The sequence below is a fragment of the Sulfurimonas sp. NW9 genome, from assembly GCF_051132275.1.
Classification (GTDB): Bacteria; Campylobacterota; Campylobacteria; order Campylobacterales; family Sulfurimonadaceae; genus Sulfurimonas; species Sulfurimonas hydrogeniphila.
The window spans coordinates 697740-722591 of record NZ_CP093236.1 but is presented as its reverse complement, the minus strand read 5'-3'; the positions used below and the strand labels follow the sequence as shown (position 1 = coordinate 722591).

General features: G+C 37.2%; 25 protein-coding genes and 4 pseudogenes. 8 read left to right on the top strand and 21 right to left on the bottom strand.

Going from position 1 to position 24852, the window contains the following annotated elements; all coding sequences use genetic code 11:
• Positions 1 to 55 precede the first annotated feature (55 nt).
• Complete coding sequence (gene mqnF / locus MLC44_RS04300; RefSeq protein WP_434658600.1) at positions 56 to 1279, top strand: aminofutalosine deaminase family hydrolase; 1224 nt, start codon at positions 56 to 58, stop codon at positions 1277 to 1279.
• Positions 1280 to 2148: pseudogene (gene sppA, locus MLC44_RS04295) on the top strand (signal peptide peptidase SppA).
• A gap of 10 nt (positions 2149 to 2158) precedes the next feature.
• Here the strand turns inward: sppA and MLC44_RS04290 are convergent.
• The 20 genes and pseudogenes from MLC44_RS04290 to nadA all read right to left on the bottom strand — a co-directional run bounded on the left by MLC44_RS04290 (position 2159) and on the right by nadA (position 17607).
• On the bottom strand, positions 2159 to 2596 hold the full coding sequence (locus MLC44_RS04290) for a hypothetical protein (protein ID WP_434658599.1): 438 nt from the start codon (positions 2594 to 2596) through the stop codon (positions 2159 to 2161).
• Complete coding sequence (locus MLC44_RS04285; protein WP_434658597.1) at positions 2578 to 2757, bottom strand: hypothetical protein; 180 nt, start codon at positions 2755 to 2757, stop codon at positions 2578 to 2580. The genes MLC44_RS04290 and MLC44_RS04285 overlap by 19 nt, the downstream gene beginning before the upstream one ends.
• Positions 2754 to 4006, bottom strand: a pseudogene (gene xseA, locus MLC44_RS04280) (exodeoxyribonuclease VII large subunit). Before xseA ends, MLC44_RS04285 begins: the two are co-directional and overlap by 4 nt.
• Positions 4007 to 4020: 14 nt before the next feature.
• Positions 4021 to 4311 (bottom strand): type II toxin-antitoxin system RelE/ParE family toxin, encoded by a 291-nt coding sequence (locus tag MLC44_RS04275; protein ID WP_434658595.1) that lies wholly within the window; start codon positions 4309 to 4311, stop codon positions 4021 to 4023.
• Entirely contained in the window at positions 4301 to 4543 is a 243-nt protein-coding gene (locus tag MLC44_RS04270) for a type II toxin-antitoxin system Phd/YefM family antitoxin (RefSeq protein ID WP_434658594.1), read from the bottom strand. Before MLC44_RS04270 ends, MLC44_RS04275 begins: the two co-directional genes overlap by 11 nt.
• 245 nt (positions 4544 to 4788) lie before the next feature.
• Complete coding sequence (ubiE, locus tag MLC44_RS04265) at positions 4789 to 5523, bottom strand: bifunctional demethylmenaquinone methyltransferase/2-methoxy-6-polyprenyl-1,4-benzoquinol methylase UbiE (protein ID WP_418641168.1); 735 nt, start codon at positions 5521 to 5523, stop codon at positions 4789 to 4791.
• A gap of 57 nt (positions 5524 to 5580) precedes the next feature.
• Positions 5581 to 6537: a bifunctional diaminohydroxyphosphoribosylaminopyrimidine deaminase/5-amino-6-(5-phosphoribosylamino)uracil reductase RibD gene (gene ribD, locus MLC44_RS04260; protein ID WP_434658593.1), complete on the bottom strand. Its 957-nt coding sequence runs from the start codon at positions 6535 to 6537 to the stop codon at positions 5581 to 5583.
• Positions 6528 to 6980 carry a ribosome maturation factor gene (locus tag MLC44_RS04255; RefSeq protein WP_434658592.1) on the bottom strand — a complete coding sequence of 151 codons (453 nt, stop codon included), beginning with the start codon at positions 6978 to 6980 and terminating at the stop codon, positions 6528 to 6530. The genes ribD and MLC44_RS04255 overlap by 10 nt, the downstream gene beginning before the upstream one ends.
• Positions 6977 to 7345 carry a 30S ribosome-binding factor RbfA gene (rbfA, locus tag MLC44_RS04250; protein ID WP_151900790.1) on the bottom strand — a complete coding sequence of 123 codons (369 nt, stop codon included), beginning with the start codon at positions 7343 to 7345 and terminating at the stop codon, positions 6977 to 6979. The genes MLC44_RS04255 and rbfA overlap by 4 nt, the downstream gene beginning before the upstream one ends.
• A 9-nt stretch (positions 7346 to 7354) precedes the next feature.
• A pseudogene (gene infB, locus MLC44_RS04245) lies at positions 7355 to 10014 on the bottom strand (translation initiation factor IF-2).
• Complete coding sequence (locus MLC44_RS04240; RefSeq protein ID WP_151900792.1) at positions 9998 to 10261, bottom strand: DUF448 domain-containing protein; 264 nt, start codon at positions 10259 to 10261, stop codon at positions 9998 to 10000. Before MLC44_RS04240 ends, infB begins: the two are co-directional and overlap by 17 nt.
• Positions 10262 to 10291: 30 nt before the next feature.
• Entirely contained in the window at positions 10292 to 11173 is an 882-nt protein-coding gene (gene thrB, locus MLC44_RS04235; protein WP_226068627.1) for a homoserine kinase, read from the bottom strand.
• Positions 11174 to 11181: 8 nt separating this feature from the next.
• Positions 11182 to 11640, bottom strand: a complete 459-nt coding sequence (locus tag MLC44_RS04230) for a hypothetical protein (protein WP_151900794.1) — start codon at positions 11638 to 11640, stop codon at positions 11182 to 11184.
• Entirely contained in the window at positions 11633 to 12517 is an 885-nt protein-coding gene (lpxC, locus tag MLC44_RS04225) for a UDP-3-O-acyl-N-acetylglucosamine deacetylase (RefSeq protein WP_151900795.1), read from the bottom strand. Before lpxC ends, MLC44_RS04230 begins: the two co-directional genes overlap by 8 nt.
• A gap of 10 nt (positions 12518 to 12527) precedes the next feature.
• Positions 12528 to 13895, bottom strand: coding sequence for a M23 family metallopeptidase (locus tag MLC44_RS04220; protein WP_151900796.1), 1368 nt, complete (start codon positions 13893 to 13895; stop codon positions 12528 to 12530).
• Between the two features lies 1 nt (position 13896).
• Positions 13897 to 14565 (bottom strand): DHH family phosphoesterase, encoded by a 669-nt coding sequence (locus MLC44_RS04215; protein WP_434658591.1) that lies wholly within the window; start codon positions 14563 to 14565, stop codon positions 13897 to 13899.
• A gap of 29 nt (positions 14566 to 14594) precedes the next feature.
• Positions 14595 to 15647, bottom strand: coding sequence for a flagellar biosynthesis protein FlhB (flhB, locus tag MLC44_RS04210; protein ID WP_346389548.1), 1053 nt, complete (start codon positions 15645 to 15647; stop codon positions 14595 to 14597).
• Between the two features lie 9 nt (positions 15648 to 15656).
• On the bottom strand, positions 15657 to 15785 hold the full coding sequence (locus MLC44_RS04205; RefSeq protein ID WP_269138895.1) for a hypothetical protein: 129 nt from the start codon (positions 15783 to 15785) through the stop codon (positions 15657 to 15659).
• A 12-nt stretch (positions 15786 to 15797) separates the two neighbouring features.
• Positions 15798 to 16613: a carboxylating nicotinate-nucleotide diphosphorylase gene (gene nadC, locus MLC44_RS04200; protein ID WP_434637856.1), complete on the bottom strand. Its 816-nt coding sequence runs from the start codon at positions 16611 to 16613 to the stop codon at positions 15798 to 15800.
• A pseudogene (nadA, locus tag MLC44_RS04195) lies at positions 16610 to 17607 on the bottom strand (quinolinate synthase NadA). Before nadA ends, nadC begins: the two are co-directional and overlap by 4 nt.
• A gap of 104 nt (positions 17608 to 17711) precedes the next feature.
• On the opposite strand from nadA, the gene plsY reads away from it, so the two are divergent.
• The 6 genes from plsY to MLC44_RS04165 all read left to right on the top strand — a co-directional run bounded on the left by plsY (position 17712) and on the right by MLC44_RS04165 (position 22588).
• The gene (gene plsY / locus MLC44_RS04190; RefSeq protein ID WP_151900800.1) at positions 17712 to 18326 is read left to right on the top strand and encodes a glycerol-3-phosphate 1-O-acyltransferase PlsY; all 615 of its coding nucleotides are present in this window, start codon (positions 17712 to 17714) and stop codon (positions 18324 to 18326) included.
• Position 18327: 1 nt separating this feature from the next.
• Positions 18328 to 18660 carry a dihydroneopterin aldolase gene (locus MLC44_RS04185; RefSeq protein ID WP_151900801.1) on the top strand — a complete coding sequence of 111 codons (333 nt, stop codon included), beginning with the start codon at positions 18328 to 18330 and terminating at the stop codon, positions 18658 to 18660.
• Positions 18661 to 18760: 100 nt separating this feature from the next.
• Positions 18761 to 19432: a homeostatic response regulator transcription factor HsrA gene (gene hsrA / locus MLC44_RS04180; protein WP_151900802.1), complete on the top strand. Its 672-nt coding sequence runs from the start codon at positions 18761 to 18763 to the stop codon at positions 19430 to 19432.
• Between the two features lie 52 nt (positions 19433 to 19484).
• On the top strand, positions 19485 to 20786 hold the full coding sequence (locus MLC44_RS04175) for a sensor histidine kinase (protein ID WP_346389545.1): 1302 nt from the start codon (positions 19485 to 19487) through the stop codon (positions 20784 to 20786).
• Between the two features lie 79 nt (positions 20787 to 20865).
• Positions 20866 to 21117 (top strand): YfhL family 4Fe-4S dicluster ferredoxin, encoded by a 252-nt coding sequence (locus tag MLC44_RS04170; RefSeq protein ID WP_151900803.1) that lies wholly within the window; start codon positions 20866 to 20868, stop codon positions 21115 to 21117.
• A 4-nt stretch (positions 21118 to 21121) separates the two neighbouring features.
• The gene (locus MLC44_RS04165; RefSeq protein ID WP_434658590.1) at positions 21122 to 22588 is read left to right on the top strand and encodes a Ppx/GppA phosphatase family protein; all 1467 of its coding nucleotides are present in this window, start codon (positions 21122 to 21124) and stop codon (positions 22586 to 22588) included.
• On the opposite strand, the gene bamA is transcribed toward MLC44_RS04165, so the two are convergent.
• Positions 22585 to 24846 carry an outer membrane protein assembly factor BamA gene (gene bamA / locus MLC44_RS04160; protein WP_346389543.1) on the bottom strand — a complete coding sequence of 754 codons (2262 nt, stop codon included), beginning with the start codon at positions 24844 to 24846 and terminating at the stop codon, positions 22585 to 22587. The two genes, MLC44_RS04165 and bamA, sit on opposite strands and share 4 nt — an antisense overlap.
• Between the last annotated feature and the right edge of the window lie 6 nt (positions 24847 to 24852).

The window sequence follows — 24852 nt, the reverse complement described above, 5'->3', positions numbered from 1 at the left end:
ATTTTATCCAAACTAATATTAAAAAAAGTGTATAATTTGAAAAAAAGAAAAAAAGATGACAATACTCGTTCCCAATTATATTTTAACACCGGATATACTCCTTACAGACAAGGCAATTGCATTTGACAAAACTATCCGCTGCATAGGTGTTTTAGAAGAACTGGAGCAGAAATTTCCAGAAGCAAAAATCATACAGTTGCAAAAAAATTCTCTGCTTATGCCCGGCCTTATCAATGCTCATGTACATGTAGAGTTCTCTGCCAATAAAAACCAGCTCAGTTACGGTGATTTCTTAAACTGGCTCTACAGTGTTATAGAAAATCGTGAAGACCTTATCGCAGGCTGTGACCTTACATGTATGGACAAAGCAATAGATGCCATGCTTACAAGCGGTATCACAACCTTTGGTGCCATAAGTTCTCATGCCATGGATCTTGAAGCATGTATAAACGCTCAACAGAATGTTGTATTTTTCAATGAACTTATCGGTTCACAGGCAGGGATGGCGGATGCTCTTTTTAGTGATTTTCTTGCGCGGCTAGATGCCTCAAAAGCTGTTCAAAGGGAAGGATTTTATCCTGCAGTTGCCATTCATTCCCCCTACTCTGTTCACCCGATTCTTATACAAAAAGCTCTCGAGATTGTTAAAAATGAAAATCTAAAACTTACGGCACATTTTATGGAAAGTGAAGCCGAACGCAACTGGCTTGATTCAAGCAGCGGTGATTTTAAGGAATTTTTTAAAACACTGCTCAAACAGGACAGAAGCATCAGTGATGCCAAAGAGTTTTTGAACTATTTTGACGGTTTTGAAGCACTGCTCACACATGCGGTCAAAACAAATGAAGAAGAGTTAGAAAAGATTGCCGAGCAGAATCACACCATCATTCACTGTCCTATATCCAACAGACTCCTTGGCAATCCTACACTCAATATCAAAAAACTAGATGAAAAAAAGATTCGCTGGATTGTTGCGACTGACGGTTTAAGCTCAAACTATCAGCTTGATCTGTTTGAAGAGATGAAAATTTCTCTTTTTATGCACAGTAATGCGCCTCTCTTGGAATTCGCAAAACAACTTATAAAAGGAGTCACCGTCCATGCCGCTCAGGCACTGGGACTCAATACGGGAGAAATTTTAGAAGGCAAAAATGCAGATATGCTTGTTCTTGACCTGGATGCCGAACCAAATGAAGAGTTAGCCATTCATTTAATACTGCATCGCTATAATATCTCAAAAGTTTTCATTAACGGAAAACTTGCAAAAGGAAATGAATAAATGGAATTACTGAAAAAGATATTTTCTCCCATCGCAGCAATTATGAACTATATCCAAAATCATTTCAAAGCCATGCTCTTTGTGCTGATTTTGATTTTACTTTTGCTCCGGCAAGTGAAAAAGAGTTCACAAGCTATAATTTGGAAAAAATCAATCTCAGCGGTCCGATTATGGATGCCGGAGAAGTTGTACAAAAAATAAATAAAGCCGCAAACAACAGTGCTGTAAAAGGTGTCTTGTTCATTGTCGATTCTCCCGGTGGTGCCGTTTCACCTTCTGTCGAAATCGCGTATGCCATCAAAAGACTAAAAGAGCAAAAGCCTGTCATAGCCTATGCCAAAGGCACCATGGCAAGCGGAAGCTATTATGCAAGTATATGGGCTGATAAAATCATAGCAAACCCAGGCAGTATGATAGGCAGCATCGGTGTGATTATGCAGGGTGCCGATTTAAGCGGCATCATGCAAAAACTCGGTATCAAAACACAGGTAGTAAAAGCCGGACGCTACAAACAGATAGGCACACCTGACCGGCCATGGAAAAAGTATGAAGTCGCTGAGTTAAACAAGGTCATTCAAGGAACATATGATATGTTTACGAAAGATGTTGCCGATGCAAGACATTTGGATTTTAACAAAAGAGACACCTATGCAAATGCCCATATATTTACGGCAGTACAGGCAAAAAAAGTCGGTCTCATTGACAATATCGGGGTTGAATATGATGCAAAAAACGCCTTGGCAAAGCTAAGCGGTGTTTTGCATCCTGTATGGAACAAAGAAGACAAGTTTGACAAACTGCTCAAAAAACTCTCCGCCTCAACGGCTGTAATATTAAATACCTACTTCCCTGATCTGATTTTAAAATAAGTTACAGAGTTTACAACTCCGTAACTTCGACGACTTCTTCTAAGTTTTCAAAAATTCTTTTTACTCTCTCTTGCCATAATTCACCAAAATGTTTGATTTCTTCAGGACTGGCTGCTCCGCTTGTCAATTTTTGCATTAACGGCATCATATCCGGTGAAGCCGGTACCGTCGAAGGATTATAATTTACATCTACACTTTTTCCCGTATCTGCTCTTGTAAATCTTGCAGATGCGTCTATATTTGCATTGAAAAACATCAAAGAATGGCGGGCAAACTGTCCGTTTAATCCTTTAAATCCGCTTTTTTCCGTTGCACCTGTAATATGTGAAATAACATTGCCTATCACTCCGGCAACGCCCTCTTCTATAGACTCTTTAAACTCTACTTTTATAGTACCGCGCACGGCTCGCTGATTTGGATATAAAGCTTTTAAAGCCTCGCTTGCCATAATGTAAGCACCGGCACTGTCGGACAGGAGTGTCCTGCTGCTTTGACAACTTCTAAGTATGTTATTTCATATTCTCCGTTTTCAAAAGCGCCTAAAACCTGCGCCAAAGGGTCTTTGAGTGGTATACTTTGTACGGTATCAAAAAATTGTGGATAATTCATCTGATTTTTTCCTTTTTTAAGACTTTTGCACTGACTATGTATGTATCACTCTGAGCTTCAAATACATCATCTACATTGAGTGAAGACAAATCCACTACCTGTGAATCCTTTACAATCTGTGCAAAGCCTTTTTTATTTTTGTATTTTGGATTATTGGATTCTAGCATTTTTTGCAGGTTTAAAAGTTGATTTTGCGCAATATTTAACACGCTCTGAATTGTTTGCGGAAATCGTTGCTGTAATGAATCCACTTCTTTTTTATAATTTTGCAGACGAAAGGTAATTGCCTGCGCAAAATCTTTTTGCAGTTTTTTAATCTCATCAACGCGATATTGTAATTTTTTTTCCACTGAATGTTGGAGATAAGAGTTCTTTACATGTAACAGTTCTTGCTGTAGATTATATACTTTATGGGTTATTTTTTGGGTTAACTGTGTTGATAAAGAGTCTAAATACTGATAGAGTTCATTGGTGTCAGGCAGTATCATCTCCATAGCAGCACTGGGTGTCGGGGCACGCAGGTCTGCTACAAAATCACTGATTACCCAGTCAATTTCATGCCCGACAGCCGAGACTACCGGTGTTTTTGCATGAAAAAGAGCATCAGCAACACTCTCTTCATTAAATGCCCACAAATCTTCAATACTTCCGCCGCCGCGACCTATGACTATAATATCATACCCTTTTGTATCGGCGATTTTGAGAGCATTTACTATAGAAAATGCAGCACCTTCGCCTTGAACAAGCACATCATAGACATCAATTTCAAAAGTCTGTATCGTGAATTTGCTACGCGCAGCATATCTTGCAGTGCTGCACCGGTCCCTGAAGTAATCAGAGCAATGCGAGATGGAAATTTCGGAAGTTCTTTTTTTCTCTCTGGAGCGAAATAGCCTTGTGCAGAGAGCTTTTGTTTGAGCTGTTCATATGCCAATGCCAAAGCCCCTTGTCCGGCAGGTTCAATGGAAAAACAGTTAATTTGATAACTTCCGCGCGGTTTATAGAGTGTCACAGCTCCATCTATGATAACCTTCATCCCCTCTTCAAGACGAAATCTCAGCTTTGAAGCATTTCCCCGAAACATCACACAGCTTACAGCCGAGTCTTTGTCTTTGAGTGTAAAATAGATATGTCCTGAGTTGTGAAAAGTAATGCGAGAGAGTTCACCCTCGACAAAAACACGTTCAAAGGTGCTTTCAAGAACAGTTTTTATCTGTTCGTTGAGTGATGAAACGCTGAGTGTATGCATATTATATTCCATTTTCAAGGTAAGTTTTCTCTGTAAAGTGTCAATATATAAACAATATGATTTTCTTCATCATAACTATATATGATTGAATAACTTTGATAAACTAATTTTCTCGTATTTTTATAGATTTCATCAGCAGGGCGTCCTGCTTTTGGAAAATTTTGTAATGTAGAAGCAAGAAATTCACGTAATTTTTTTAAATAATTCCGTGTTAATTTCTTTGATTGGGTTTTTTCATAAATATAATCTGCAATCTTATCAAGCTTATGTACTGCATTTGAAGTAAATAAAACTTTAATCTTCATATTTTACAAAAACTTTTTCAAATGCCTCATCTACACTAAATAAATCACCATCTTTTATATTTTGAAGTGATTTTTTAATCTCTTCTTTTATTTGATTATAATGATTAAGAGGTATCAATACCACATTTTGATTATTTTTACTTGTGATGAGACATTCTTCATCTTTTTGGCATATCTCAGAAATAATAGATTTTAAATTATTCCTTGCATAAGAGTAATTTACAGCTTGCATAATCAATCCTTTATAAAATTGTACAATATTTTGTTATATTTTACAACTCTATAAAATGACTGTATATACAATCCAGACAAAAGTTTCACTACCATTAATTAAGAAAAAAACTTAATATTTCCTTGGAATTAGGTTTTAAACGCTAAAGTGTAACTTAGAAATACAAAGCCCGCACTGAAGTACGGGTTCCAAAAAATTTGCATAACTTCAGGGCATTAAAACAAAAGTTTAGATTTTAATAGTAACTACTTTTTACGAGCAATGAGCAGTGTTGAGATATCCATGGAAAAACTTTGGGTGTGGAGCATTTCAAAGCCTGCATTCTCCAGTTCTTTTTGCATGCCCTGTATGGTTACAAAGTTCTCAATAGAGTCCGGTAAGTAGGTGTAAGCTTCCAAATTTTTGGAAATTGCACCGCCCACATAGGGAAGAATTTTGTGCATGTAAATATCGCGGATTTTTTTAAGAATGTTTTTGTTCTCATCTTTCATAAATTCTAATATGACAACAAGTCCCTCTTTTTTAAGGACACGATTAAATTCATCAAATGCTTCTTGACGCTCAACAACATTGCGAATGCCGTAGGTGATACTTAAAAAATCTGTACTTGCATCTTCAAGAGGAATTTGGGTTGCTTTTGCAATGTGATACGAAAAATCTGGAAATTTTTTACGGGCAACATCGACCATACCGTTGGATGGATCAACACCTACAAATTCACTGATATTGACACCGGATTTTTGCGACTGTTTCTTCCAGTAACCCATCATATCTCCGGTACCGCAGGCAACATCTACAATTTTATCAATACTTTTTTTGCCGTAATACTCAAAAGCCAGATCACAGGCTTTTTTGCGCCATGAAATATCCACACCCATGCTCATCACACGGTTTGCCGTATCATACGTTGCTGCGATGTCATCAAACATAGAGACGATTTTTTCTTGTTTCACATCACCTTTTTGGTCTAAAATGCTCATAAATTCATATCCTTCTTTTCATCCACAATATTATATCTTCTGCTTCTTTGCTTGCATTTAAAATATCAAATTTATCTTCAATATTTTAAAACCTTCTTTTCCGCCAAAATTAGGAGCAAGATAGCATAAATAATAATCAACAATATCACGGCTGAGTTCGTACATTTTTTCACTTCCCTCTATCATAATATTTTTATAGTTTTTGAGCACTGAAAAATCACTTGCTATAGTTACTTTTCGATTTGGCACACTAAAAAGAGGAATGGTTCTGTCAAAATCTTTTTCACGTGAAAGGATTAAAATATCAGGTGCTTTTCCATTCACAAGTCTCGCATCAAGTGTCGGTCTGTCACTGCGGACCGTATTGCCGCCGATGACGAGCAGATCACATACATTACGCATAGCATGGACATTTTTTCTTGATGCCTCAGAACTTACAATTCCCCCATCTGTTGTGCCGTTAAGCCTTTGTGCCCACTTGAAAAAAACAAAATTATTTTTCATAAATTTCAAAAAGGGCAAAAGCAAATCTTTACATCTTTGTGCTTCTACATGTATGGTTACATGTAACCCGCTCTTTGCTAAGATTTCATTGCCTTTGGCTGCAACGGCATTTATGTCTTCTGTCCCGATATAAATATTTTGGATACCGAGCTGTGCTATTAAATTTGCACATGAGGGTGTTTTTCCTACATGAGAACAAGGCTCTAAGGTAGAGTAAAGAGAGCAGTTTTTAAAAATATTTTTATGGTTTTTGAGTAAAAAGCTATGAATTTTTTCAGAGTCGTGAAGTTTGAGTATTGCTTTGTTTTGAGTAAGTTTATAATATGCAGATTTAAGAGCGTTTACTTCAGCATGAGGCTCACCCGCTTTATGATGTGATTCAACCGCTAAAATTTCACCGTGTTCGCCTCTTACAGTGCAACCGACTGCAGGGTTGGGATAGGTTAATCCTTGGTATTTCCAAGCCTCGTTTATTGCGAGGCTCATATAAAAATTATGATCTATTTCCATTCAAAATAAGTTTTTGCTTTTTTTATGGCATTAAAATCAACTTCGTGCATTTCTCCATCTTTTTCAATAAAGATTTTACTTCCCTCAACCTTGACAAGTTTCCCTTTGAGTTTTTCTTTTTCATCTAAAAGTAATGAAACATTTTCACCAAGAGATTTTTTAAAATGCTCAAGCGTCGTCAGTTTTCGCTCAATTCCCGGACTGCCCACTTCTAATCTGTATTCACCGGAAACAGGAGGAGTGACATCAAGCAATGGTGAAATTAAATGTGTTAACTCTACGCAGGCATCAAGACTGACCCCTTTGCGTTTGCCGTTTTCTATTTCGGAAGAAATGACGCTTACCCTGAAAATTGTTTCATCATTTTCATTCACAACAACCGTGTCATAAAGTTCCAAATCTACTGATTTGACTACGGATTCTATATCACCTTGCAAACTCATGATGCTTCTCCTTTATGCTCTTTGGCTATTTTTTTAAACAAATCTTCAATATTTTGAGATTTTTTCAACTGTTCGTCAAATTCAAATGCCAGTTTTGGGCATCTGTACCACCCCTGGTCTTTCAAACAAAAATCTTCTACCAAAGGGCGGGCTTTTCTTAACTGCTTCAGGTAGGCTTTCTTTTCTTCTTCGCTGAAATTACTCGGGTCAATATAAACTTTTGCGTCGCTTCTTCCTCGGGAACATTTCACTTCAATGACACTGAGTTCATGCAAACGGTTGTCATTGAGCTGGCTGAGTGCTTCGGGAATAAGTTCGGCTAAAAGAGCTTCCGTTCTTTTCAGCTTTATCTGTGCTTCATTCATTTGTCTTCTTTACAGGGATACTTTTTGTTCGACTTTCTTAAATGTTTCAATCACATCACCGACTTTTACATCATCATAGTTAGAGATAATCACACCACATTCATACCCGTTTCCGATTTCTTCCACATCATCTTTAAAGCGTTTGAGTGATACAAGCTCACCCTCGTATGCAACAACACCTTCACGAATAACACGCACAAGTCCGCCGCGAATCAGTTTGCCGTCAACTACAAGACATCCTGCAACCATCCCTTTTGGTGATTTAAAGACATCTTTTACTTCTGCCTGACCTGTATTTTCTTCTGTAAATTTCGGTGCCATCATACCTGTAAGCATTCCAGTCATATCATCAAGAAGCTGATAAATAATAGAGTATGTTCTGATATCTACATTTCTCTGTTTTGCAAGTGCTTTTACCGAACCTGTCGGACGGACATTAAAACCTAACAACACACAGTTCTCAGAGTTGCTTACCAGTTCGACATCACTCTCTGTAATACCGCCGACACCGCTTGAAATAACATCAATTTTCACTTCGTCATTTCTGAGTTCTGTCAATGAACTTCTAATCGCTTCAAGTGAACCGTGAACATCCGTTTTAAGAACTACTTTAAGAGATTTGAGTTTGCCTTCTGCAATCATAGAAGTCATATCTTCCAATGTAGATTTCGTTGATTTCGAAAGCTCTTTGTTTCTCTCATATTCATAACGTTTCTGTGCATACTCTTTGGCTTCTTTATCGCTGTTCATTGCCATCATAATTTCACCGGCTGCAGGAACTTCATTCAGACCCACAACGACTGCTGTATGTGATGGTCCGACCTCTTTAATCTGTTTGCCGTTCTCATTGATAAGAGCTTTCACACGACCGTACGAACTGCCACAGACTACATTGTTACCGACTTTTAAAGTTCCGTTTTGCACAATTACAGTTGCAACAGGACCTCGTCCTTTTTCCAGAGATGATTCAACAACTGCTGCTTTTGCCGGTGCTTCAGGGTTGGCTTTGAGTTCTAAGACCTCTGCAGTCAGAAGAATGTTTTCAAGTAAATCATCAATGCCCATACCTGTTTTTGCAGATACAGGAACAAATTCTACGTCCCCGCCCCAGTCAACAGGAGAAATTCCGTGTTCAGCCATTTGACCTTTACCAGATCAGGGTTTGCCGTCTCTTTATCCATTTTATTGAGAGCCACAATAATCGGTACACCTGAATCTTTGGCGATTTTTATGACTTCAAGTGTTTGCGGTTTCACACCGTCATCAGCAGCAACAACAATAATAACAATATCTGTAATATCCGTACCGCGTTGACGCATAGAACTAAAAGCAGCGTGTCCCGGTGTATCTATGAATGTAATTGCTTTGCCTTTTTGTTCAATCGTATAGGCGCCTATATGCTGTGTAATTCCACCGGCTTCACCTTGCGTTACTTTTGCTTTTCGTATAGAGTCAAGCAATGAAGTCTTACCATGATCAACATGTCCCATAATTGTTATAATAGGCGGTCTTTCAACAGCGTTAGGATCCTCTTCTTCATTTTCCTGAACATAATTAAATTCATCTTTAGGATCAATGACAGTCACTTCAACGCCAAACTCTTCAGAAAGTATTTCAATTTCATCTGCGCCCAAAAAGTCGTTTTTCGTCATCATCATACCCAGATCAAAAAGGACTTTTATAATGTCTGACATCGGACGTTTTAGTTTTTCGGCAAACTCATAGACGCGAATATCTTCAGGAATTTCCACATGTGTGACAATTTCCTCTTCATGAGATGCTTTTGCATATTTTTTTCTTTTGTCACGAGAAACTTTTCTTCCACGCGGTGCCTGTTTTTTGTTTGCATTTCTACCGGCCGGTTTCGGCGCTCTTGGTTTTCTAGGTTCTTCCGGAGCTATTGGAGCGCGTTCTGTTGCATTTAAATCCAACAATGTTACCTGATCATCCATATCCATGGATACTTCAGCCAATGAACCGCCAAAAATATCAAGTTTTTTTCCTTGGTCTTTTTTTGATGTCGGTGCCTGTTTTGTAGTAGATTTCTTTTTACGAGCCAGTTCTTCAAGTGCTTCTGCGCTCATTTTTCCATAAGAAGATACTGATGCCTGTTTTTGAGGCATACTGTATGTTTCTTCAACTTTCGGTTTTTTCTTTTTAACAATCTTTAAACCTGATTTTTTAATAGCAGGTCTGAGTGATGGCGACACAACCTTTAATGTCGTTTTTTTCACCTCTTTTTTCGGTGCTTCTTCTTTTTTGAGTGTTTTCTCTTCAACACTTTTCTCTTTTTCTTCTGCACTTTCAGCTTTTGTCTCTTTTTCAACTTCAGCTTCTTTTTGGACTTCGGTCTGGGTTTTGGCTGTACTTTGTTGTTCGGTTGCAGCTTCTTCTTGTGCTACAGGTCTCTCTTGCTCATCTTTTTTTGTTTCTTCAGGAGTATCATCATTAACTTTTTTAGATGTCTTTTTTACAACTTTTGGTTTTTGCGCTTCAGCAGTATCATCACCATTCATTATGTAATTTGCTAAACTTTCTGCTTGTTCCATTGTTACTACACTCTGTGCAGATTTCACTTCAAGACCCATTTTTTTTGCTTTTTCTAAAACATCTTTAGAAGCTATTCCCAGCTCTTTTGCAATTTCGTGTACTCTAACTTTTTCTATCATCAGTGATGATCTCCTTTAATTTATTCATAAGTTTATCTTTATCTGGGCTTTTGCATTGACGCATTAAAGCTCGAAGAAGTTTTTTCTCTTCTTTTAGACAACTTTGACATAAATAAAAACTTCTTTTCGTCCCGTCAAATGCTGTCAATTCACCATTAAAACATTGCAGTCTCAATAGATTACATTGCGGTTCTCTTATTCTGCAAGAAACGCACATTCTCGTTGGTTGATGAAATTTTTTTGCCATTATATCTAAATCTTACTTTATTTAATAGAGTTATCGCTCTATTATAAGCCCATCATTATCAAAATTCAAAACTTTTACATTAAAGTCAGGAAATTTCTGCTTCATTCTGTTGGCAATCATCGCAGAATCTTCATCATAAACAAGTGAAAAAAATGTAGAACCGCTCCCTGAAAGGGTACTCATCAATGCTCCGCTTTCATAGGCTACCTTTTGTACAGAAAAAAGTTCCGGCAGTGTTTTCATTCTTGCTTTTTGATGAAATCTGTCCTGTGCTGCAAGTTTCAGCATTTCCCAGTCTTCATTAAAAAATGCAGCTACAGTCAAGGCTGCATGAGAAAGGTTGTAAACCGCATTCTCTTTCGAATAGGATTTAGGAAGCACGGTCCTTGATTTTGAGGTATTCATCTGCTTGTTCGGAATGACAACTACAGCTTTGAGATAATCCGGCAGATGTTTTTTTTGAGAAAACACTTTGTTTTTTTCAACTGTTGCAACATTAAATCCACCCATCACAGCAGGTGTTATATTGTCAGGGTGCGACTCATACACAAGTGCGTGATTTAATATACGGCGTTTTGAAACCCTTATACCCGCCGCTTCATGCGCAGAAGCAATCGCTGACACTATGACAGCAGAAGAGCTTCCAAGCCCACGGGACATTGGAATTTGATTGTAAAATGTAAATTTGAAATTTTGTTTGTTTTTTGTCAATCTTGAATAATGATCATTAAAAATACTGATAAAAAGATTGTTTCCTTTGAGTCTCGGGTTGTTTTCACCCTCACCTTTTATACTCACACTGAAAAATTTCGAGGGATGAAACTCAACTCTGTTTCTCAAATCTACTGCCAAACCCAGAGTATCAAAACCTGGTCCGAGGTTTGCAGATGTTGCCGGTACACTTATTGTCACTGATTATCCTATCCAACTGCACCTATCATATAAAGGGGCGCTGTATTTGTGCTAAACTCTTTATAATCCAACACATCCGGCAATATAAAATCTGCCTGCGGTGCTGTTTCTATTTTTTGAGTTTTTATCTCTTGGTTAATTTTAACAAAATATAGCTTTCCAATCGCTTTGATAGGCTGATTTTTATTAAAATAAAAAGCATCTGTTGCAAAAAGCGGTATTTTTTTTAATATACTCAGTGATTTTAGAAATATATAGGCTACTTTGATGGACATAAAACTTCCCGGTCCATTGGCATACAAAAGTTTTTTCACACTATATTTGTCAAATATCTCTTTATAGATTAAAGGCAGGGCATCCGAACTTTTTTCATGGCTCTGTATCGTTTCTATAAGTCTATTCTCTGCATATATACCAATAAGAATCGGTGAACCCAATGCTATACATAAAATATCAACCTTAGGCATAGGCTTTTTCTAACTCTCTGGTTTTTTCACCGACAAGTTCTACCACTTCATAATTGTCGGCATCTTTAAGCAGAGCCAGTGTCAATTTATGATTGAGATCATGACTTCCTGCCAATGCTTCGTAATTTCCTATGAAATTCATTCCAATCAGACTCATATCTCCAATTGCATCTAAAATTTTATGCCGTACAAACTCATCACTGAATCGTAAACCTTCAGGGTTAAGTATCTTTTTATCATCCAAAACCACTGCATTTTCCAGTGAGCCTCCCAAAGCAAGTCCTTTTGAACGCAAGTACTGTACTTCATGTAAAAATCCGAATGTTCTTGCACGGGCAATCTCATTTTTATAGCTTTCTTTGGTAAATTTCAATACATATGCCTGTGTCTGAATAACAGGATGAGGAAATTTAATGGTAAAGTCATAGTTCAAATCAGGAGAAGGAGAAAGTTTTACATATTTTTCCCCTTCTTTTATCTCTACTTCTTTTTTAATCATCATTACTTTTTTTGGAATATCGAGTTCCTGTATGCCCGCTTCATCCAAAAGCATACAAAAACTTGCACTGCTCCCGTCCATCACGGGTACTTCATCCGCATCAACAACAACACGAAGATTGTCAATGCCATATGCATATACCGCGGACAAAAGATGTTCTATTGTAGAAATAACATAATTATCTTTGCCTATAACTGTCGCCATTTTCGTATCAACAACATTCGCAGGAACCAAGGGAATAGAAACATCCACATCACTTCTATAGAACACAATACCGCTGTTTGACTCCAAAGGTTCTAATCGTAAGCGCACAGGAGAACCTTTATGCAAGCCTATCCCGACAAGCTCCACACTTTTTTTGATTGTTGTTTGATACATCTGTTATCCTTTATTTGCCGTCAATGATTTTTTTAGCACTCTTAATAATATCATTAATATTAAGTTTTATCCACTTTTTGTCCATCCACTCTTGAGGACGGACTTCTATACCTTGCACCAATACACCAAAATGTAAATGATCTCCCATCGCATAACCGGTTTTTCCTGTTTTTGCAATAACACTGTTTGGTGCTACCTCATCACCCGCGGAGACCTCCAGACTTGAGCAGTGTCCGTAGAGAGTATAAAGCCCCAATCCGTGTGCAATAACAGGTGAATTCCCATACAGTCCGTTATAATCTGCAAATACTACATTCCCGCCGTTTTGAGTACGTACAGGAGCCATTGCATGACTGGCCATATCCAAACCCAAATGGTAGGCTTCGCTGATAAACCGACCTTTATAGTAGTATTTTCTATGATCTCCAAAGTATGCCACAACCTTTCCGTTTTTCAAAGGATACATTTTTTTAATTTTAAAATCACTGATCATTTCCTGTGGAACATCTGACGTGAGTTTATGTATCAACGCCTCATTTTTTTCTCGTATATTTTCATTAATAATTTTAAATCTTTCCAGAGGATCCTCTACTCCCTGAGTCTCATCAAATTCTTCAGCCAGTTCGGCAATTTTTCCGTTTAAAAACTTATCGGAAATTGTAATTTTTGAAAGCCTGTATGTTTTGTTTTTCAAATAAAGCGGAACATAGGTTTTTCTTACATTTCCCGCAGAATCTTTTGCTACAACTGTTGCTTTGAAACCTTCATCCTGCACAGGCCAGGCAAGCAAAGCTATATAATATCCCTCTTTATAAAAAGGTTCTACCTTAAAATGTTTATTGTGATTTGATTTTATGTACAACTCTTTTAAGTTTTCATCTTCCGCTTTAAAAATCACAAGGGCCGCACCTCCCCGGGATATTTTATACGAATTGTTCACAATGTTTACCTGCGGTCTTTTTTTGTCAATTCTCAGTTTAAAAGATTTTACCGCCGTATTGCCATTTAAAAAATTCCATTTACTCGCATCCTGTGCCTGTACAATAATTTCAATATTTTTGTCTTTGATTGCTGAAGCACCTCTTGGCGGTTCCAATTTCAAACTAACTGCTTTTTCGGGATACAGCAGTTGATTGTATAACAACTCACTCTCACCATTTTTGGTTCGTAAAATAACTTTATATGATTTGATACCGCTCTCATCTTCTATCTGTAACGGCAATGGCTTCTTGAGATTCCAGTAACCATTTGTCTGCAGTGTAATTACAGGGGCATTTCTTTCAAACATTGCAGAAAAATAGACATATGCTCCTGCGCCTATAAGAAGGGCCGTTATAAAAAATCCGCCAACCGAAGATCTGTTTTTTTTGTTTCTCAAATTATATTTCCTTAATTGATTTTAATATTTTGTTATTGTCGTCACTTTTATAAAGCCTGACTTCTTTTACATGTACTGTTTTCAATACTTCTTTCATTATTTCTTCTGCATCTTTCAACCTTGCACCGCTTGATTTTAAATCTTCATCTGAGACATACATATTCATAACCTGCGCATTATCACTCTGCAGCATCTTTTTATACAGTATAGATTTCAAACGAAACAATGACAAGGGTTCTCTTCTTTGTAAAAACTCTTTACATGTAAACTGATCAGCTTTCAGTTCTATAAGCTCAGCAGCCACAGCAAAAGCTGTACCCGTGCATTTTGCATTTGAAAATCCCTGTGTAAATTCCAAAAGAGCCCCAAACAGTGCTGTTGCCATTTTTGGATTGATAGAAACACCTTCTTGTTTTAATGCAAAATAGAGTTCTGTTGCATCAGGTTTTGCTTCTATTATGCAGTCTGCCTGCTTTGGTACAGTTTCACGTACGCGGGTAAACCACGGTAAAAAAGAAAACTTCTCATCAATTTGTTCGATAGCAACCAGGGAGACTTTTTTATGCAGAGTCAATACATAAGAATACAGAGCATTTGCATTTGCAAATGAAAGGTTGTCTGTTTGAATTACTATATGTTTTGCATTTTTTATATCATCAAAAGCTCTCAAATGTCTACTTTTTTAAATATAATTATATACTATTTTTTATTCATCTTGTAAACATAGGCTAAAACTTCGGCTACAGCATGAAACAATGCTTCGGGAATAGGCTTGTCGACATCAACTTCTTTGTAAAGACTTCTGGCCAAAGAGGGGTTTTGTACAATATGAACATGATTCTCTCTGGCTATTTTTTTGATTTGCTGTGCTATATGATCCATTCCTTTTGCAATGACAATCGGAGCCCGTGCCTTTGCCTCGTCATATTTTATGGCAACAGCGTAATGTGTAGGATTCGTTATCACCACATCGGCATTTGGAACTTCTGCCATCATCCTTTTTCGAGAAGCTTCCATTTGAATCTGTCGGATTTTTGATTTTATGAGTGGATCACCCTCCATATTTTTCATTTCATCCTTAATCTCCTGTTTTGACATTTTCAACCCGTCAAAATACTGTTTTCTTACGATAATTATATCTATTATTGCAAAGATAAAGATAATAAAGAGCATCACAAAAGCAATAATTATCATTTTATCTTTGAGCCAGACAAGCTGATCATGCAGTCCGAAGAGTGCAACTGTGGGCAACTCTTCAATAAAATAGAAGAAAAACAGAAATCCGACACCCAGGGTTGTAAAAGATTTCAGTGTTACTTTCACACCTTCAATAAGCTTTTTTAAAGAAAAAAGATTCTTTGTTCCTTTGATGGGATCAATCTTTTTAAAATCCGGCATAATAGCCTTTGTAGTAAATAGAAACCCAAACTGCGCAAGTGCAGCCACTACACCGGCAATCGCCACAGCAGCAGCCAGAGGAATGACCATAAGCAAAAACTCCCTTATAGTAACAATGGCAATATCTATTGCAAATAATTTGTCTACAGGCATGCCTATGAGGGAAAAATAGTATTGAAAAAGACGGATCATATGTGTTGCCATATAAGGAAAAAGCATTAAAATACCAAGTATGGCAACAAAAAGTGTTATCACTCCCGAAGTGTCCTGGGACTTTGGAACATTTCCCTCTTTTCGGGCATCTTCTATTTTCTTGGGGGTGGGTTCTTCTGTTTTTTCAGCATCATCAGCCATACATATCTCCTAGAAGAACTCATAAAAATCTAAAATAGATTTTTCTTTAGTGCCGCAGTGGCTAACGCAGAAAAAGAAATGTATTCCTTTTTTGTTGGGAATAATGATCTCTTCTGTTTTTTCAGCATCATCAGCCATAGATTATGACCTCTAATCCATTTTCATTGACAAATCAATCCAGTTGGCCTGATGCACCAATGAACCTGAACTGATAGCATCTACTCCTGTTTTTGCATAAGACTCAATGGTCTCCAAAGAGATGTTTCCACTCGCTTCTAAAAGGATATGCGGATAGTTTTCGTTTCTAAAAGCCACAACCTCTTCAACCTGAGCCGGTGTCATATTGTCACACATAACGATATCTGCCTGCGCCTGCATAGCCTCTTGTGCTATAAAAAGAGTATCGGCCTCTACTTCAATTTTTGCAGTAAAGGGAATAACCTTTCTTGCATTTTCTATATAGCTTTGCAGATTTTGAATTGTTTTGAGATGGGTGTCTTTTATCATCAGAGAGTCATCAAGTCCCATTCTGTGATTTACAGCACCGCCACAGCGTGTTGCATACTTTTCAAATATTCGCAATAATGGTCTTGTTTTTCTTGTGTCCAAAAGTTTTACCTTATACGACTCTGTTATTGCAACATATCTTCTTGTCAGTGTAGCAATAGAACTTGCGTGTAAAAGCATATCCAAAACTGTTCTTTCACAGCGAAGCAGTGTATGCGAATCTGCTTCCAAGACCGCAATCGTTTCTCCACTGTGAAATGACTGCCTGTCAGATTTTAACCATTGAATAGAAAAGTTTTCAAGCTTTGCCAAAACGTCTATATACTTCTGTCCCGCGACAACCCCATCACTTTTTGCTATGATTTTAGCACTTGCAGGTACCGCAGGCTCTACGAGTGCATATAAATCACCACGCCCCACATCTTCAGCCAAGGCTTCTTTTACAAACTGTTCTATCATAATGCCAACATTCGCTCTAATGCGATTTTTGCCCATTTTTGCGTTTTTGGATCAACTTCTATCTCATTTATCGGCGCACCCTCATCTATCGCTTTGAGTGTCAGGTAAACATCTTCAAGCGTTGTTTCATTCATTGTCGGGCATTCCGGTTTTGTAGAGCTTAACACATAGGTATTTTTTGGTCGCAGTCGGTTTACCATATTAAACTCTGTACCGACTGCCACTTTTTGATCTTCGGGCAACTCTGTAATATATTTGATAAGCTGTGAGGTTGAACCTACAAAATCACTGGCATCACAAACAGCAGGATCACATTCAGGATGTGTTGCAATTTTTATACCCGGAAATTTTTTACGGTAAAAAGCTATATCATCCAGTGTAAAAAGCTGATGCACCGAGCAAAAACCGTCATAGCAGATAATGTCTGCCTCTTTGGGATCACCAGCTTGTCCAATCACCATAGATTTAAGTCCCATCTGGTTGGCAATATTTTGTCCAAGACATCGATCAGGAACAAAAAGAATTTTTTCCCCTCCGCCAATGCTGTTGTAATGATTTTTTTGGCATTTGAACTTGTACAAACCATTCCGCCCATCTCTCCTACTTTTGCTTTTACCTCAGCATTGGAGTTTATGTAGGTGATTGGCAATATGTTTTCTCTGGAAATGCCGTTATCTTCTAAAAATTTCACAGAATCATCATAATAAAGCGAGTCAATCATACGAGCCATTGCACAACAGGCAATTTTTGGCATAACGACACGCTTGTCCGGTGAAAGAACTTTCACACTCTGTCCCATAAATCCGACACCGCAAAAGAGTACAAATTCTGCATCATCTGCCATTGTTCTCATAGCCAATTCCAATGAATCACCTGTAATATCAGCAAGTTCAAACACTTCATCACGCTGATAAAAGTGCGCAACAACTGTGACACTCAGTTTTTCTTTGAGCTCGGAAATTCGTTTTTTTAATTCATCATTTGTTAACTGCAAAAAATCATCCTGTATTTCATAATTTTATTATTATGCAATTATATCAAAATATATTTAGCATAAAAACTGTAGAATGCTGTCACTCAAATATTTTAAGGTAATTTATGGATTTTTTATTTAATATCAATGTACAGTTTTATATTGCTGCATATCTCATTGGAGGTATTCCCTTTGGTCTTTTGCTTGCAAAGAAATTTGCAGGTGTTGATGTCAAGTCGGCAGGAAGCGGCAGTATTGGTGCTACAAATGTTTTACGCGTTGTCAAGGAAAAAAATCCGGACCTGGCAAAAAAACTCGGTATTGCAACCCTTGCATTGGATGCACTCAAAGGTGTCAGCGTTTTAGCTGTTGCTTACTTTATGGGGCTTGACGAATCCGTTTTATGGGCTATTGCTGTTTTGGCAGTTCTTGGTCATTGTTTTTCCCCCTATCTTGGATTTGAAGGAGGCAAAGGTATCGCAACAGGAATGGGCGTTATGATGTTTCTTTTGCCGCTGGAGACAACAATTGCTCTTGTTGTGTGGCTTGTTATGGCTAAAACAGTCCGTATCTCATCCGTCTCTTCCCTCACGGGTGTTTTATCTTTGCTTGTTACAAGTTTTGTTCTTCATCCGAATATGCCGCATGCACCGGTTGTATTTATTGTATTTATTCTGTTTTATAAACATATCCCCAATATCATTCGTGTCATCAAGGGTGAAGAAAAAAGAGTCATATAACTTGAAAATTCATATAGAAGAGTTACGCTTTACATGTATCATCGGTATTTTGGAACATGAGAGACAAAATGAGCAGGAAGTCATTATTGATGTTGCAATAGAATATGATTTTGAGGACAATGTTTTTATAAACTATGCGGAGGTGGCAGAATTTATAAAAACAGATATGCAAAACAAAAAATTTTTACTTATTGAAGATGCACTTCATGATTTGAGCAGAGAGCTTAAAAATAAGTTTTCAAAAATAAATACTCTATATCTAAAAATAACAAAACCCTCCATTTTACCCGACTGCAAGGTCAGCGTAAGCAATATTACAAACTTCCAATCTTAATCCTAACTTCATTTTTTTTTAAAAAAAATTGAAAAAAACTTTAAAGTAACCTAAATTTATGCTATTATTCCACCAAATATTTAAGCACAGGAAAGAATTAATGCGTATATTAATTATAGAAGACGAAGTAACATTAAACAAAATGTTAGCAGAAGGACTCAAAGAATTTGGTTACCAAAGTGATGTAGTAGAGACATTAAAAGACGGTGAATACTACTTAGACATCCGTAACTATGATTTGGTTCTGATGGACTGGATGCTTCCAGACGGAAATTCAGTGGATATCATAGGTGATATCAAAACAAAAACTCCTAAGACAGTTGTTGTTGTTATTTCAGCCAGAGATGACAATGAAAGTGAGATCGAGGCACTGCGCGCCGGTGCTGATGACTACATCAGAAAACCTTTTGATTTTGACGTATTAATCGCTCGTATTGAAGCGCGTTTGCGTTTTGGCGGAAGCAATATTATAGAGATTGAAGACTTGACAATTAACCCTGAAGAAGAAAAAATTACCTATAAAGAGACTGAAATAGAGCTCAAAGGAAAACCTTTTGAAGTACTGACTCACCTTGCACGTCATCGTGATCAGATTGTTTCCAAAGAACAGCTTCTTGACGCTATCTGGGAAGAGCCTGAACTTGTTACGCCAAATGTCATTGAAGTAGCAATCAATCAGATTCGACAAAAAATGGACAAACCATTATCAATCACTACTATAGAAACTGTACGTCGTCGAGGCTACCGCTTCTGCTTTCCAAAAGAAATCTAATAAAATTTTAAATAATGATATAATTTCATAAAAATATTTATGGGGTTATATCATGTTCTCTTCACGAAGTATTCGGACAAACTTTTTAATCAAACTGATATTCTCATCACTGACACTCATTATCATCTTTTCATCTCTCTTGTATTTTTATATAGAAAAATCAATATATGATGAAAAAAAAGAGGAATTGGTACAATATGCCAAAAATATTTCTGCATACAAATCAGTTTTTCAGACAGATGAATCAATGGGAGAAAACTTTTTCTCTTTAAATGTCGGCATCATTAATTTGAAAAATTCTCATACCGGTATGGATATTTATGAAACTTCTCAGAATAATCATACTTTTTTAACGCTCATCTATCCCTTTAACCTTGATGATAAAAGCTATCTGAAAATTACAAAAGATATTACACAGACAAAGCATCTTCTGAAAAAGATTCAAAGATATATCTTTGTTATCAATATAGCAAGTATCCTGCTTGTTATTATCTATGCTATTGCCTTGTCCAAAATGCTTATTGCTCCTATTCAGACATTTTCAAACAAACTGGCAAATATGAATGAGCACCTCATCACAGAGATAGATATGAAAAAACTTCCTAAAGAGTTTGAACCTTTGGGGGCAACGCTCAACCATCTGATTTTAAGAATTGAAAATTTTGTCAAATATCAAAAAGAGCTTTTTATAGGGACCGCACATGAACTGAAAACTCCCTTGGCGGTTATAAAATTAAAAAACCAGGTAACTCTCATAAAAAAACGCTCACCCGAAGAGTATATAGAAGCTATCAAAACAACCAACAAAACTGTCGATGAAATGAATATAATTATAACAAACATACTCAACATAGGCCGTCAGGAAGGTGCACAGCTTGACAGACCTGTAGAGGTGGATGTCATAGCATTTTTAAAACAAAAAGCGAATGACTTCAAACTTCTTGCCGAAAACGAAGGCAAACAGCTGCATATGGATTTTAAACCCGACGGATTTATGGCAACACTGCAGATAAGTCTTTTAAACCAGATTCTGCAAAACTTTTTGCAAAATGCCATTAAATTTACGCCCAAGGACAAATCTATCATACTCAGAAGTTCACAGGATGATGTCGGATTACTGATAGAGGTTGTAGATGAGGGATGTGGAATTGATGACAGTATAGATTTATTTGCACCATTTAAGCGTCAAGGAAACAAATCCGGCGTCGGTCTTGGTCTTTTCCTGGCAAAAAGCGCCGCAGATGCCTTAGGTGCGAAAATAAGCATAAGAAACAGAAAAGACGGAATTGACGGAACAGTAGCATCTTTGCAGCTTAATTCTAAATTATCCTGTATAATTCCAAAGAAGAGGTAATCTTTCAAAAATAATAAAGCTTTAATTTGCTATAAATCGTCAGATTAAAAAATAAATATAAAATATAAGGTTTTTGAATATGGCTTTAATAATAAATGATGAATGTATAGCATGTGATGCATGTAGAGAAGAATGTCCTACACTGGCAATAGAAGAAGGTGATCCGATTTATTACATTGATCCCGACAGATGTACTGAGTGTGTCGGCATATATGATGAACCTGCCTGTATATCTGTTTGTCCTGTTGACTGCATAGTGCCGGATAAAGATAATGTTGAAACTGTGGCAGAACTGCAGTTTAAATATAAAAATTTAGAAATAGAAGAGTAGTTCTTTGGCAAAGCGTGTTGCAATCATAGACATAGGCTCCAATTCAGTGAGAATGGTGATATATGAGAAAGTGTCACGTTTTGCTTTTCATTTGCTTCATGAAGAGAAGTCAAAGGTCAGAATTTCTGAAGATGCCTACAAACACGGAGGAGCTCTGCAAGAGACTCCTATGCAAAGAGCTTTTGATGCACTGAGTGACTTTATACAGATCAGCAACTCTTTTAAGACAAACAAACTCTTTTGTGTTGCAACTTCGGCACTCAGAGATGCCCCCAATAAAAAAGATTTTTTACAAAAAGTAAAAAAAGAACTCAAACTCAATATAAAAATTATCAGTGGCGAAAAAGAAGCGTACTTCGGAGGCATTGCCTGTGCCAATCTTTTGCCAATGCAGGAAAATGCACTCAGCATAGATATAGGAGGCGGTTCTACTGAGCTTGCCTATATAGACAAAAACAATGTCTCCCATCCTCTATCTCTAAAACTTGGAACAGTACGTCTTAAAGAGCTTTATTTTGATGCTGATGACATAGAAGGTGCCATCAGGTATATTGACGAACAACTCCAAATGCTTCCTGCGATGAAAGTTGAAACACTCATCGGAATCGGCGGAACATTTCGGGCAATATCCAGTTCTATCATGAAGAGAGAAACATATCCGCTGAATAAACTTCACGCTTATGAATTTAAGGTCACTGTCTTGCAGGAGTTTATAGAAGAACTGCTCGATGCAAAAAGCAACAAAGAACTCAAAAGCCTTTTTATCAACAGTAACAGATTTGATGTCATTAAACCCGGTACGCTTATTTTACAAAGACTTATCAAAAAGATAAATATCTCAAAAGTGATTACAAGCGGTGTAGGTGTACGAGAGGGTGTATATCTGAGTGATTTGCTAAGGAACTCCAAACATAAATTTCCGCACAATTACAATACCTCCGTGCGCTATATTATAGATTCGCATATAAAAGACAGACAGTTTTCAAATAATTTAAGCTTATTGGCTAAAAAACTCTTTGATTTAACCCATGAATATTTTGGTATAGATTACAAATACAGATACAATCTTGCCTTAGCCGCAAAACTATATCCCGCAGGAAGCAGTGTCCATTTTTATTCCCAAAACAAGCATACCTATTATTTGATAAAAAGTGCCCTGGAGTTTGGTTTCAGACATCACGACATCATGCTCATTGCCACATTGACAAAGTACGCTAAAAACAAACTACCATCGAGTACCCATTTGCAACTCTACAAAAAACTTCTTCCCAAAGAACAGATTACGAAAACACTCAGTTTTCTGCTCTCTTTAAGTATAGCACTCTTAAGCCACAGGCCAAGAAACCTGGATTTTGAGTTAGTGTTTGAAAAAAATACATTACATGTAAACTCTTCAAAAAAACTTTATCTCGCCAAAGAAGCCGTACTGAAACTAGAGTGTGAACATAACAGTTTTAGCGTAAAATTCTAAAATCTCTGTCCCATTGTAAATTCAAAGTTTGCAGTCTGGTCGCCATCCTGAGGGTTTATCGGACGGGCAAACATTAGCTGAATCGGGCCGACAGGTGAGAACCACTCCAGTCCAAGCCCGTATCCGGCTCTTGAAATATTGTTGGTTAGTAAATTATCTGTTACATTATCCGAAATCATTCCCCAGTCTGCAAAAGCCACTATACGCATTTTTGCTTTTGGTATCAAAGGCATACTCAATTCTATATTATTTGAAAAAGTTTGTGTTCCGCCCACTCTTCTTATTCCATCCACTGCAGTAGCATCCGCTACAGTCGGAGAAAGTGTATATGCCTGGTACCCTCGCACACTTCCAATCCCGCCCATATAAAATTTTTCGGCAAGCGGAATGTATCCGTTGTCTATAATTGCATAATATCTGGCTTTGTATCTAAAAATAGCATCAAATCCAAGCAGATCCTGAAGTCCATAGTATTTGGCAAAATTTGTTCTTGCCTTTATAAAGTCAGCCGTACCGCCAAGCCCTGATTTTTCAAGACTCTGGGACAGTTCAAATCCTTTACGAGGAAGATAATAATCATCAGTATTATCCCATTTTATACTCACAGAAACACTGCTTTTTGTAAAAGCTTCAAACGGATTGATCCCGCCATATACAGAAGCATTGAAGTCATCTCCAAAAGTATAACTGTTACTTGAATAAGCATATCCCAGATAACCGCTGATATAGCGTGTAAACCTGTGTCCTATTCCCATACTCAGACCATTGCTTACAACAGAATAGTCAATATAATCAAAAGCTGACTGATAAATAGAAAAGTTTCCACTGAAATCACTGTCATTGAGACGAGGATTGGAGATATTGAAAGAGTAGTTTTGTGTTGTCTGGGACTTTTCAGCCTTAATGCCGACATTAATACCCGACCCCCATATATTTCTATCATTTACCCCGATACTCAGCAACAGTCCTCCATAACTTCCGTATCCGCCTCCCAACTGAATATTCCCGGTTGGTGCTTCTTTGACTTTTACAATCAAATCCATAGTCTTGTTGTCAATTCTTTTTTCCTCAATTGTATTGCTGTCAAAAAAACCAAGCCTTCCAAGTGCTGCACGGGAATCTGTCAAATCCGTTAATGAGTATATATCATTCGGTCCCAAATACAACTCTCGACGTATTACCCTGTCAAGTGTTCTGTTATTACCTGAAATCAATACATTTCTGATTCTTACTTTCTCGCCGGGCATAACTTTGAACACTACTTCGACTGTATGGTTTTCTTTGTCTTTTTTCAAGTCAGGCACTACCTGAACAAAAGCATAACCAAGGTCTGCAACAAGTGTTTTAATCTTTTTTGAGTCCTCTCTAAAAGTTTTGATATTGAAAGTTTCATCTTTTTTCAGCGAGATGGCATCTCGTAATTTTGCATCATCTGCAACATGGACAAGTTGATTGACAGAAATTTTGCTTATTTTATATGGTTTGCCTTCTGAAATCAGATAACTCATATCAGCACTGTAGTTGTCAAAATCAACCCGCACAAAAGGTTCATCTACTTTCGCATCCAGATACCCGTACTGCATATAATAGTCACGTATTCTCAGGTTATCGTATTCCAAATCTCTCAGACTCATTTTACCGTCATTCTGTCCCCAGAACCAGCCCATGAATTCTTGCTCTTTATTGGCTATAACATCATCAAAATCATCCGGATCCAAACCGTATACACCACTGTATTGTAATTTTTTGATAATAATTTCTTCGCCTTCGTTCACAACAAAAGTAACTTTTACACTTCCGTTTTCCAAATATGTCGTTTCAACTTCTACGACACTGTCAATTTTACCTTCTTGTGAAATTGCGTCAATGATTCTTTTTTTGGCAGCTTCAATTTTCTTTTCATCATATAACGACCCTTTTTTGATTTGAATGACAGACTCTTTGACTTCATCATCATCTTCTTTCCAGCCCTTGAGTTCCACCTTGGAGATAATTGCTTTTTCTTTAAAATAAAAAGTCAGTTTTCCCTTTTCATCAAATTCTGTCCAGATATCATTAAAATAGCCTTGATCAAAATATTTTTTAATCGCTTTGTCAACCATCTCTTTGTCTATGTCATCACCTTCGCCAAATCCTAAAATTCTCAAGGCAACCGGCTTGGAAAGGTGGATTAATCCATTATAGTCAATAGTTTTCACTACACGCGCATATATATTAGTTGTCAATACAACCAGCAAAAAAGACAAAAGTATTTTCATTCATAT

Bases quoted from the DNA above. Each gene is read 5' to 3' on its own strand.
- bamA (WP_346389543.1), bottom strand. From the start codon at position 24,846: ATGAAAATACTTTTGTCTTTTTTGCTGGTTGTATTGACAACTAATATA.
- nadC (WP_434637856.1), bottom strand. From the start codon at position 16,613: ATGATAGAACAGTTTGTAAAAGAAGCCTTGGCTGAAGATGTGGGGCGT.
- MLC44_RS04205 (WP_269138895.1), bottom strand. From the start codon at position 15,785: ATGGCTGATGATGCTGAAAAAACAGAAGAGATCATTATTCCCAACAAA.
- MLC44_RS04230 (WP_151900794.1), bottom strand. From the start codon at position 11,640: ATGCCTAAGGTTGATATTTTATGTATAGCATTGGGTTCACCGATTCTT.
- ubiE (WP_418641168.1), bottom strand. From the start codon at position 5,523: ATGAGCATTTTAGACCAAAAAGGTGATGTGAAACAAGAAAAAATCGTC.
- hsrA (WP_151900802.1), top strand. From the start codon at position 18,761: ATGCGTATATTAATTATAGAAGACGAAGTAACATTAAACAAAATGTTA.
- MLC44_RS04290 (WP_434658599.1), bottom strand. From the start codon at position 2,596: ATGGCAAGCGAGGCTTTAAAAGCTTTATATCCAAATCAGCGAGCCGTG.
- MLC44_RS04170 (WP_151900803.1), top strand. From the start codon at position 20,866: ATGGCTTTAATAATAAATGATGAATGTATAGCATGTGATGCATGTAGA.
- mqnF (WP_434658600.1), top strand. From the start codon at position 56: ATGACAATACTCGTTCCCAATTATATTTTAACACCGGATATACTCCTT.
- flhB (WP_346389548.1), bottom strand. From the start codon at position 15,647: ATGGCTGATGATGCTGAAAAAACAGAAGAACCCACCCCCAAGAAAATA.
- MLC44_RS04275 (WP_434658595.1), bottom strand. From the start codon at position 4,311: ATGAAGATTAAAGTTTTATTTACTTCAAATGCAGTACATAAGCTTGAT.
- lpxC (WP_151900795.1), bottom strand. From the start codon at position 12,517: ATGTATCAAACAACAATCAAAAAAAGTGTGGAGCTTGTCGGGATAGGC.
- ribD (WP_434658593.1), bottom strand. From the start codon at position 6,537: ATGGAAATAGATCATAATTTTTATATGAGCCTCGCAATAAACGAGGCT.
- MLC44_RS04270 (WP_434658594.1), bottom strand. From the start codon at position 4,543: ATGCAAGCTGTAAATTACTCTTATGCAAGGAATAATTTAAAATCTATT.
- MLC44_RS04255 (WP_434658592.1), bottom strand. From the start codon at position 6,980: ATGAGTTTGCAAGGTGATATAGAATCCGTAGTCAAATCAGTAGATTTG.
- MLC44_RS04240 (WP_151900792.1), bottom strand. From the start codon at position 10,261: ATGGCAAAAAAATTTCATCAACCAACGAGAATGTGCGTTTCTTGCAGA.
- rbfA (WP_151900790.1), bottom strand. From the start codon at position 7,345: ATGAATGAAGCACAGATAAAGCTGAAAAGAACGGAAGCTCTTTTAGCC.
- MLC44_RS04175 (WP_346389545.1), top strand. From the start codon at position 19,485: ATGTTCTCTTCACGAAGTATTCGGACAAACTTTTTAATCAAACTGATA.
- MLC44_RS04285 (WP_434658597.1), bottom strand. From the start codon at position 2,757: ATGAATTATCCACAATTTTTTGATACCGTACAAAGTATACCACTCAAA.
- plsY (WP_151900800.1), top strand. From the start codon at position 17,712: ATGGATTTTTTATTTAATATCAATGTACAGTTTTATATTGCTGCATAT.